Origin of the sequence: Massilia sp., from assembly GCF_032106685.1 — a bacterium.
Classification (GTDB): domain Bacteria; phylum Pseudomonadota; class Gammaproteobacteria; order Burkholderiales; family Burkholderiaceae_D; genus Telluria.
The window spans coordinates 22,188-31,004 of the sequence record NZ_DAMCPG010000051.1; the positions used below are offsets into that span (position 1 = coordinate 22,188).

Sequence of the window (8,817 nt, forward strand, 5' to 3'; positions counted from 1 at the left end):
CCACGCGTTCAAACGGTGCTGGATGTGATGCGGCTGTGCATTGTGTGGCTGGACGCGTGGGCGCTAGCCCGGGCGCAGCCGCCCACTCTACGGAATTATTTGCGGGAGTGGCCCACTTCGGCCAGGGCCTGCTGGAATTCGGCCAGGTCCTTGAAGTCCTTGTAGACGGAGGCGAAGCGGATGTAGGCGATCTCGTCGAGGCGCTTGAGTTCCTGCATCACCAGTTCGCCGACGTAGCCGGTGTCGACTTCGCGGCGTCCGCTGGTGAGCAGTTTTTCCCCGATCGAGGCGACGGCGGCGTCGATGGCCTCGGCCGAGACGGGTCGCTTGCGCAGCGCCAGCATCAGGCTGCCGCGCAGCTTGCTTGATGAGAATTCGGTGCGGCTGCCGTTCTTCTTGACGATGATCGGCATCGACAATTCGATGCGTTCGTAGGTGGTGAAGCGTTTGTCGCACTGCACGCAGCGGCGGCGCCGGCGGATGGCGTCGCCCTCCTCGGATACGCGCGTATCGAGGACCTGGGTATCTTCATGCTGGCAGAACGGACATTTCATGGGGCGCCGGAATATTGCAAGGGACGGCAACCCGACTTCAAGCCGCCGTCCCTGATTTCACTTACTTCTTACTGTACTACTTCGTTACCGCTCATGCCGCGTAGACCGGGTACTTGTCGGTCAGGACCTTCACCTCGGCCTTGACGCGCTCGATGGTGGCGGCGTCGTGCGGATTGTCGAGCACGTCGGCGATCAGGTGGCCGACCTTGGTCGCGTCCTCTTCCTTGAAGCCGCGGGTGGTGAAGGCCGGGCTGCCCAGGCGGATGCCGGAGGTCACGAATGGCTTCTGCGGGTCGTTCGGGATGCCGTTCTTGTTGCAGGTCATGTGGGCCTGGCCCAGGATCGCTTCGGCTTCCTTGCCGGTCAGGCCTTTCGAGCGCAGGTCGACCAGCATCACGTGCGACTCGGTGGTGCCCGAGACGATGCGCAGGCCGCGCGCGATCAGCGCGTCGGCCAGGGCCTTGGCGTTCTTCACGACCTGCTGCTGGTACTGCTTGAACTCCGGCGACAGCGCTTCCTTGAAGGCGACGGCCTTGCCGGCGATCACGTGCATCAGCGGACCGCCCTGGATGCCCGGGAAGATCGCCGAGTTGATGGCTTTCTCGTGCTCGGCCTTCATCAGGATGATGCCGCCGCGCGGGCCGCGCAGCGATTTATGGGTGGTCGAGGTGACGAAGTCGGCGTAAGGCACCGGGTTCGGGTACTCGCCGGCGGCGATCAGGCCCGCGTAGTGGGCCATGTCGACCATGAAGTAGGCGCCGACTTCCTTGGCGACCTTGGCGAAGCGCTCGAAGTCGATGCGCAGCGAGAACGCCGAAGCGCCCGCGATGATCATCTTCGGCTTGTGCTCGCGCGCCAGGCGCTCCATTTGTTCGTAGTCGATGTCTTCCTGTTCGGTCAGGCCGTAGGAAATGACGTCGAACCACTTGCCCGACATGTTCAGTGCCATGCCGTGGGTCAGGTGGCCGCCTTCGGCCAGCGACATGCCCATGATGGTGTCGCCCGGTTTCAGCATGGCGAAGAACACGCCCTGGTTGGCCTGCGAGCCCGAGTTCGGCTGCACGTTGGCGGCCTCGGCGCCGAACAGTTGCTTGACGCGGTCGATCGCCAGCTGCTCGGCGACGTCGACGTATTCGCAGCCGCCGTAGTAGCGCTTGCCCGGATAGCCTTCGGCGTATTTATTGGTCAGCTGGGAACCCTGGGCCTGCATCACGGCCGGCGAGGTGTAGTTTTCCGAGGCGATCAGCTCGATGTGATCCTGCTGACGGGTGTTTTCCTTCTGAATCGCGTCCCACAGTTCCGGGTCGACGTTGGCCAGCGTGTGATCTTTTGCAAACATGAACAAAACTCCAATCGATAAGAGAACCAGACAAGTGCGTGCGGAATCGGCAGGAAGCCAGGAAGCAGCCAAGCGCGCGGCAACGCATACCCTTGTCGGCTGCCCAGGCGAACGGCGGATGAAATCTCACGTTCCCCGGTGGTTGACCACCTTGCCGCCGGGCTCGGAGCGCGCGCGGTTTTCGCCAGTTACGTGAGAGGCAAAGGACTCCAGATTGTATTTGATGTGTCCCTTTAGGGCAAGGAAAGCTCCCTCGTGGCAGCATCTCCCGCCAAGGGGCGGGCAACATGATCAATTCGGCTACAATCACGGAGCTTGTCCAATCCGAGGAATCCCATCATGATCGTTTTCATCACCGGCGCATCGGCCGGATTCGGCGCCGAAATGGCGCGCATCTTCGTCCGCAACGGCCACCAGGTCGTGATGGCGGCGCGCCGCAAGGAGCGCCTGGAAAGCCTCGCCGCCGAGCTGGGCGATTCGGCGCTGCCGGTGGAAATGGATGTGACGAGCAAGGCCTCGATCGAGGAAGCGCTGGCGCTGCTGCCGCAATCCTGGCGCCAGATCGACGTGCTGATCAACAATGCCGGCCTGGCCCTGGGCACTGCGCCGGCGCACGAGGCGCCATTGGAAGACTGGGAAACCATGATCGCGACCAATTGCCAGGGCCTGGTGACGATGACCCGCACCATCCTGCCGGCCATGGTCGAGCGCGGCAGCGGCCTGATCATCAACCTGGGCTCGGTGGCCGGCCACTACCCCTACCCGGGCGGCAACGTCTACGGCGCGACCAAGGCCTTCGTCGAGCAGTTCACGCTGAACCTGCGCGCCGACCTGGTCGGCACCGGCGTGCGCGCCACCAACCTGGCGCCGGGCCTGTGCGGCGGCACCGAGTTCTCGAACGTGCGCTTCAAGGGCGACGACGCGGCCGCGGCCAAGGTCTACGAAGGCACGACGCCGCTGACCGCCAAGGATATCGCCGAGACCGCCTACTGGATCGCGACCCTGCCGCCGCACGTGAACGTCAACCTGATCGAGCTGATGCCGACTTGCCAGGGATTCTCGCCGTTCAATATCAAGCGGGGCTGAGCGGTTTCGTAGGGTGGGTACTCGTACCCACCGCATTGATTCAAGCGCGCCGATACGCCCATTGGCCTCGTTGGCCATAACGGACTCTCCGCGAGGCGCGCTGCTGCTCGGCTGTTCAGGCCGCGTGGGTACAAGTACCCACCCTACGAAAACCAGATTCCCACACCGTGCGCCCCGCCTTCGATAATTGTGAGAAAGTGTTACAGTTGTTGTCTTGACAGCTAGTCTCTCGTCTACTACGGCCGCACCTTGGCCGGACAGCATGCGCCGCGGTCGCGCTTTCCCACCCGACATGTTCGCTAAAGTACATATGCGGAGTCGAATAGCGTAAAATGTTTCCTATTATCATTTATGGCTTGTAGCATGCCCCCCGTTTTCACCTGGCCAGTCCGGGTCTATTACGAAGACACCGACGCCGGCGGCATCGTGTTCTACGCGAATTACCTGAAGTTCTTCGAACGTGCGCGCACCGAATGGCTGCGCGCCGCCGGCATCAACCAACAGGAACTGATCGACACCGACAACGCCGGTTTCGTGGTGAAGAGCGCCACGATCGACTACCACGTTCCGGCCCGCCTGGACGACGAGCTGCGCCTGACGCTCGTCATCGAAAAGCTGGGCCGCGCCTCGGTCCAGTTCGCCCAGAAAGCGTACAAGGGCGACACCCTGCTGGTCGAGGCGAGCGTGAAAGTCGGCTGCGTCGACCTCGCCACCGTCCGTCCGCGCTCGCTCCCGGAGCATGTCGCTGATAAAATGCGTGCCGCTTGAATAAATCAACAATATTGCCCAACCGATGACCCCGACCCACGACCTTTCCTTCGTTGCCCTGATCAGTAACGCGCACATCCTCGTGCAGCTCATCATGCTGCTGTTGCTGCTCCTGTCGGTGTTCTCGTGGTCCTATATTTTCCGCAAGCTGTTCGCGATCCGCGCGGCACGCCGCCAGACCGAGCAGTTCGAACGCAGCTTCTGGGCCGGCGGCAACCTGCACACCCTGCACCAGAGCGCCAGCGCCCAGCGCGACCAGAGCGGCGCCCTGGCCCGCATCTTCGAGGCCGGCATGGGCGAATTCATCAAGGGCAAGCAGGCCTCGCGCGACGCCCTCGACATGAACTCGGTGCTCGACGGCGCCCGCCGCGCCATGCGCGCCGCCTTCCAGCGCGAACTCGACGCCCTCGACCTGCACCTGAACTTCCTGGCCTCGGTCGGCTCGGTCTCGCCCTACATCGGCCTGCTCGGCACCGTCTGGGGCATCATGAACGCCTTCCGCGGCCTGGCCAACGTGCAGCAGGCAACCCTGGCCGTCGTCGCTCCCGGCATCGCCGAGGCGCTGATCGCCACCGCGATCGGCCTGTTCGCCGCGATCCCGGCCGTGGTTGCCTACAACCGCTTCACCCACGACATCGACCGCCTGGCGATCCGCTTCGAAAGCTTCGTCGAGGAGTTCTCGAACATCCTGCAGCGCCAGTCGCGCTGATCGCCGGAGGAATCGACATGGCCTTATCCAGCAGCCTGCGCAGCGGACGCCGCGGCAAACTGAAATCCGAGATCAACGTCGTGCCCTACATCGACGTGATGCTGGTGCTGCTCATCATCTTCATGGCGGTGCCGGCCAACGAGACGCCGAACGTGGTCAATTTGCCGCGCGCCGAGAAGTCGACGCTGCCGCCGGACACCTACATCCAGATCTCGATCAAGCCGAACGCCGAGCTGTCGATCGGCGTGCACGGCAAGGCCTCGACGCCGGCCCAGACGATGGATACGCGCGCCGCCCTGCTGACCCGCCTGCGCGAACTGCACGCGGAAAATCCGGACTACCCGGTCCTGATCGCCGGCGACCGCGACAGCAAGTACGAGGAAGTGATCGAAATGATCTCGGAAGCGAAGAAGATGGGCATCGGCCGCGTTGGCCTTGCCACCCAGTAAAGAGTGCAGTCCGCAATGAAGCCAGCTTCCCCCGGCGCCCCGTACACGGTGCCGCCCGAACCGAGCCGCGCGCCAGCCATCCTGCTGGCCGTGGCCGTGCACGCATTGCTGCTGGCCTTCCTGTACTTCGGCATCAGCTGGCAGAGCAAGACGCCGGTCACGGTCGAGGCCGAGGTCTGGGACATGAAGGTCGAGTCGGCCGCCCCGCCGCCGCCGCCCGCGCCCGAACCCGAACCGCAGCCGGAACCCGAACCGGCGCCCGTCCCGCCACCGCCGGCGCCGCCGGTGCCGAAGGTGGTCGAGCCCGAGCCGGTGAAGCCGGCCGCGCCGGACATCGCCCTGGAACGCGAGAAGCAGCGCAAGCTCGAGCTGGCGAAGAAGGAACAGGAACGCGAGCGGCGCGAACTGGCCGAGCAGAAGGAACGCGAAGAGCTGAAGCGCAAGGAACTGGCCGAGCAAAAGCAGCGCGAGGAACAGAAACGCAAGGAACTGGCTGAGCAGAAACAGCGCGAGGAACAGAAGCAGAAAGAGCTGGCCGAGAAGAAGAAGGAAGAAGAAAAGAAGAAGGAAGAAGAGAAGAAGCTGGCCGAGGCGAAAGCCGCCGCCGAGAAGAAGAAGCTCGCCGACGAGAAAGCCGCGAAGGCCAAGGCCGCCGCCGCCGAGAAGGCCCAGCTCGACAAGCTGCGCGACCTCGAACTGAAGCGCATCACGGGCGCGGCCGGCACCGCCGGCAACGCCGAGAAATCGAGCGCGCCGAAGATCGACGCCGGCTACGTCGCGCGCCTCACGGCCCTGATCAAGAGCAACACGACCTATGCGGGCAGCACCGACCAGCCGGGCAACCCGAAGGTCAGCTTCCGGGTCGAATTGCTGCCGACCGGCGAGATCCTGTCGGTACGCCTGGCCAAGAGCAGCGGCGTGCCGCAGTTCGACGATGCCGTGGAACGCGGCATTAACAAATCGTCACCGCTTCCGAAGAAGAAAGATGGTACGGTAGAGCGCAACCTCGTGGTCAATTTCTCAATGAAAGACCTCGACTAAAAAGCCGACTCATTTTTTGCCGAGATAAAGCATGAAAAAACAACTTCATTACCTGCTGTTCAGCGCCACCCTCCTGATCGGGTCTGCGGCGAACGCCCAGCTGCAAGTCGAAATCGCCGGCGTGGGCAGCAACCAGATTCCGGTCGCGGTCGCGGCGTTCGCCGACGAAGGCGTGGCGCCGGCCCAGGTGTCGGCCGTGATCCGCGCCGACCTCGAGCGCAGCGGCGTGTTCAAGGTGATCGACGCCGGCCAGGTCATCAGCGACAGCGCCAGCGTCGACGTGAATACCTGGAAGGCACGCGGCGCCGACGCCCTGGTGGTGGGCAGCGTCACGCGCCAGCCGGACGGCCGCTTCGCCGTGCGCTATAAACTGCTCGACACCGTCAAGGGCGGCCAGCTGTCCTCGCTGGGCGGCGAAGTGCAGCCGCGCTACACCCGCCTGCAGGCGCACCGCATCGCCGACGACGTCTACGAAAAGCTGACCGGCGTGCGCGGCATCTTCTCGACCCGCATCGCCTACGTGAAGGAAAACCGCGCCGGCCGCAACTACGCGCTGGCGGTGGCCGATGCCGACGGCGAGAACGAGATCGTCGCCGTGCAGGGCAAGGAGCCGATCATCTCGCCGTCCTGGTCGCCGGACGGCGGCAAGGTCGCCTACGTTTCCTTCGAAGACCGCAAGCCGGTCATCTACATGCAGGACCTGGTCACTGGCAAGCGCCGCGTGATCGCCAACGAAAAAGGCAGCAACTCGGCCCCGTCGTGGTCGCCGGACGGCAGCAAGCTGGCGATCGCCCTGTCGAAGTCGGGCAGCTACCAGGTCTACATCGTCAACGCCGACGGTTCGGGCCTGCGCCGCCTGACCAATAGCAACGGCATCGACACCGAACCGCAGTTCTCGGCCGACGGCCAGAGCATTTATTTCACGAGCGACCGCAGCGGCGGTCCGCAGATCTACAAAATGAGCGTGAACGGCGGCAACGCCCAACGCGTCACCTTCAACGGCAGCTATAACATCAGCCCGCGCGTGTCTCCAGACGGCAAGACCCTGGCCTGGATCTCGCAGCGCGATGGCGGTTTCTCCCTTTATGCGATGGACCTGGCCAGCGGCCAGGAGCTGCGCCTGGCCGATGGGGCCACCGAACCGAGTTTTTCGCCTAACGGCAAGTACATCATGTATGCGAACAAAGGCGGCGGGCGCACCTCGCTGGCCGTGGTTTCGGTGGATGGACGGGTCAAGCAACGCCTGACCACCAAAGCGGGAAACATTCGGGAGCCCAGCTGGGGTCCTTTCATGAAGTAAAGAAGTAAATCACTAACCAAGACCAGGAGAAAAAATATGCGCAATGTAAAGAGCCTCGGCTTCATCATCGCTACCGCTGCCCTGCTCGCAGCTTGCAAAACCCCAGTGCCGGCAGAAGCCCCGGCCGTCGTCGAGAAGTCGCCTGAGCCGGCAGCGGCCCCGGCCGACGCGCGCGACATCCAGCCGGTCGAAACCGCGACCGTCGATCCGCTGAACGACCCGAAAGGCGTGCTGGCCAACCGCAGCGTCTACTTCGACTTCGACAGCTACGTCGTGCGCGAAGACGGCAAGCCGGTCGTGCAGAACCACTCGGCTTACCTGAACCAGCACAAGGATCGCAAGGTCCTGATCCAGGGCAACACCGACGAGCGCGGCGGCACCGAATACAACCTGGCCCTGGGCCAGAAGCGCGCCGAAGCCGTCCGCCGTTCGATGGCATCGCTGGGCGTTGCCGAGAACCAGATGGAAGCCGTCTCGCTGGGCGAAGAAAAGCCGAAGGCAACCGGTTCGGGCGAAGCCGCCTGGGCTGAAAACCGTCGCGCGGACATCGTGTACCAGTAATCTTGCCCGATCAGCCTGGTTAAGACCCGGCTAATTGACAGCGGGGCGGGTTGCAGTGCAGACTGCACCCCGCCCCGTTTTCCTTTGTAACACTGGTTAAAAGCGTCCCTGAAGGTGTTGCCAGGCGCTTAGTTTAGAAAGAGCTACGACATGATAAAACTGGTTCCGTCCCGTCTTGCCTGCCTGCTGATCGCCGCCTGGCTGCCGCTGCAGGCCAGCGCCGGCATTCTCGAGGACGACGAAGCGCGCAAGGCCATCCTCGACCTGCGCGCCAAGGTCGACAACATCGCGCGCGACCTGAGCGGACGCCTCGACAACAAGGCGGACAAGAGCGCGACGCTCGACATGCTGAACCAGCACGAGCAGACCATGTCCGAGATCGCCAAGCTGCGCGGCCAGATCGAAGTCCTGGCCAACGAAGTGGCCAAGGCGCAGAACGCCCAGCGCACGCTGTACGCCGACCTCGACGCCCGCATGAAGAAGCTCGAACCGCAGCAGACCACCATCGACGGCCAGGCCGCCGCCGTCCTGCCGTCCGAAAAACAGGCCTACGACGCGGCCATGACCACCTTCCAGTCCGGCGACTACAAGGCCGCGGCCGCCGCCCTGCAGGACTTCGTCAAGCGCTACCCCGAGTCGGCCTACGCCGCCAACGCCCAGTACTGGCTCGGCAACGCCTACTACGCCCAGCGCGACTACAAGAAGGCGATCGCGGCCCAGGAAGTGGTCACCACCACCTACGCCGGCAGCCCGAAGGCCGCCGACGCGATGCTGAACATGGCCACCAGCTACGCCGAGCTGAAGGACCTGGCGCGCGCCAAGAAGACCTTGCAGCAACTGGTCTCGAAGTTCCCCGGCACCCCGGCCGCGCAATCGGCCAAGGACCGCCTGGCGGTGCTGAAATAAGGTTTCACAGCAATATTGTGGCATGAACGTTTGACAGCACAGCGCCCTGCCCCTATAATCTTGCTTCTTTCGGGTCGTTAGCTCAGCTGGTAGAGCAGCGGACT

At 63.8% G+C, this 8,817-nt stretch carries 10 protein-coding genes and 1 riboswitch; of the genes, 8 read left to right on the top strand and 2 right to left on the bottom strand.

What is annotated here, in order from left to right; translation table 11 throughout:
* Positions 1-95 precede the first annotated feature (95 nt).
* On the bottom strand, positions 96-554 hold the full coding sequence (gene nrdR / locus RT688_RS20960) for a transcriptional regulator NrdR (RefSeq protein ID WP_313706773.1): 459 nt from the start codon (positions 552-554) through the stop codon (positions 96-98).
* Positions 555-645: 91 nt separating this feature from the next.
* Positions 646-1,893: a serine hydroxymethyltransferase gene (glyA, locus tag RT688_RS20965; RefSeq protein WP_313706774.1), complete on the bottom strand. Its 1,248-nt coding sequence runs from the start codon at positions 1,891-1,893 to the stop codon at positions 646-648.
* A 94-nt stretch (positions 1,894-1,987) separates the two neighbouring features.
* Positions 1,988-2,095, bottom strand: a riboswitch (ZMP/ZTP riboswitch).
* 137 nt (positions 2,096-2,232) lie between these two features.
* Here glyA and RT688_RS20970 point away from each other — a divergent pair.
* The 8 genes from RT688_RS20970 to ybgF all read left to right on the top strand — a co-directional run bounded on the left by RT688_RS20970 (position 2,233) and on the right by ybgF (position 8,713).
* Entirely contained in the window at positions 2,233-2,979 is a 747-nt protein-coding gene (locus RT688_RS20970) for an SDR family oxidoreductase (protein ID WP_313706775.1), read from the top strand.
* A gap of 363 nt (positions 2,980-3,342) precedes the next feature.
* Complete coding sequence (ybgC, locus tag RT688_RS20975; RefSeq protein ID WP_313706776.1) at positions 3,343-3,747, top strand: tol-pal system-associated acyl-CoA thioesterase; 405 nt, start codon at positions 3,343-3,345, stop codon at positions 3,745-3,747.
* A 25-nt stretch (positions 3,748-3,772) separates the two neighbouring features.
* On the top strand, positions 3,773-4,456 hold the full coding sequence (gene tolQ / locus RT688_RS20980) for a protein TolQ (RefSeq protein ID WP_312551630.1): 684 nt from the start codon (positions 3,773-3,775) through the stop codon (positions 4,454-4,456).
* A 17-nt stretch (positions 4,457-4,473) separates the two neighbouring features.
* Positions 4,474-4,905 (top strand): biopolymer transporter ExbD, encoded by a 432-nt coding sequence (locus RT688_RS20985; protein WP_313706777.1) that lies wholly within the window; start codon positions 4,474-4,476, stop codon positions 4,903-4,905.
* Between the two features lie 15 nt (positions 4,906-4,920).
* Complete coding sequence (gene tolA, locus RT688_RS20990) at positions 4,921-5,946, top strand: cell envelope integrity protein TolA (protein ID WP_313706778.1); 1,026 nt, start codon at positions 4,921-4,923, stop codon at positions 5,944-5,946.
* 31 nt (positions 5,947-5,977) lie between these two features.
* Positions 5,978-7,246, top strand: coding sequence for a Tol-Pal system beta propeller repeat protein TolB (gene tolB / locus RT688_RS20995; RefSeq protein ID WP_313706779.1), 1,269 nt, complete (start codon positions 5,978-5,980; stop codon positions 7,244-7,246).
* 36 nt (positions 7,247-7,282) lie between these two features.
* A complete protein-coding gene (gene pal / locus RT688_RS21000; protein WP_313706780.1) occupies positions 7,283-7,807 on the top strand; it encodes a peptidoglycan-associated lipoprotein Pal in 525 nt (174 codons plus the stop codon).
* A 150-nt stretch (positions 7,808-7,957) separates the two neighbouring features.
* The gene (ybgF, locus tag RT688_RS21005) at positions 7,958-8,713 is read left to right on the top strand and encodes a tol-pal system protein YbgF (RefSeq protein WP_313706781.1); all 756 of its coding nucleotides are present in this window, start codon (positions 7,958-7,960) and stop codon (positions 8,711-8,713) included.
* Positions 8,714-8,817 lie beyond the last annotated feature (104 nt).

Coding starts and splice junctions, on each gene's coding strand:
- pal (WP_313706780.1), top strand. CDS start 7,283: ATGCGCAATGTAAAGAGCCTCGGCTTCATCATCGCTACCGCTGCCCTG.
- RT688_RS20970 (WP_313706775.1), top strand. CDS start 2,233: ATGATCGTTTTCATCACCGGCGCATCGGCCGGATTCGGCGCCGAAATG.
- RT688_RS20985 (WP_313706777.1), top strand. CDS start 4,474: ATGGCCTTATCCAGCAGCCTGCGCAGCGGACGCCGCGGCAAACTGAAA.
- ybgC (WP_313706776.1), top strand. CDS start 3,343: ATGCCCCCCGTTTTCACCTGGCCAGTCCGGGTCTATTACGAAGACACC.
- nrdR (WP_313706773.1), bottom strand. CDS start 554: ATGAAATGTCCGTTCTGCCAGCATGAAGATACCCAGGTCCTCGATACG.
- tolB (WP_313706779.1), top strand. CDS start 5,978: ATGAAAAAACAACTTCATTACCTGCTGTTCAGCGCCACCCTCCTGATC.
- ybgF (WP_313706781.1), top strand. CDS start 7,958: ATGATAAAACTGGTTCCGTCCCGTCTTGCCTGCCTGCTGATCGCCGCC.
- tolQ (WP_312551630.1), top strand. CDS start 3,773: ATGACCCCGACCCACGACCTTTCCTTCGTTGCCCTGATCAGTAACGCG.
- tolA (WP_313706778.1), top strand. CDS start 4,921: ATGAAGCCAGCTTCCCCCGGCGCCCCGTACACGGTGCCGCCCGAACCG.
- glyA (WP_313706774.1), bottom strand. CDS start 1,893: ATGTTTGCAAAAGATCACACGCTGGCCAACGTCGACCCGGAACTGTGG.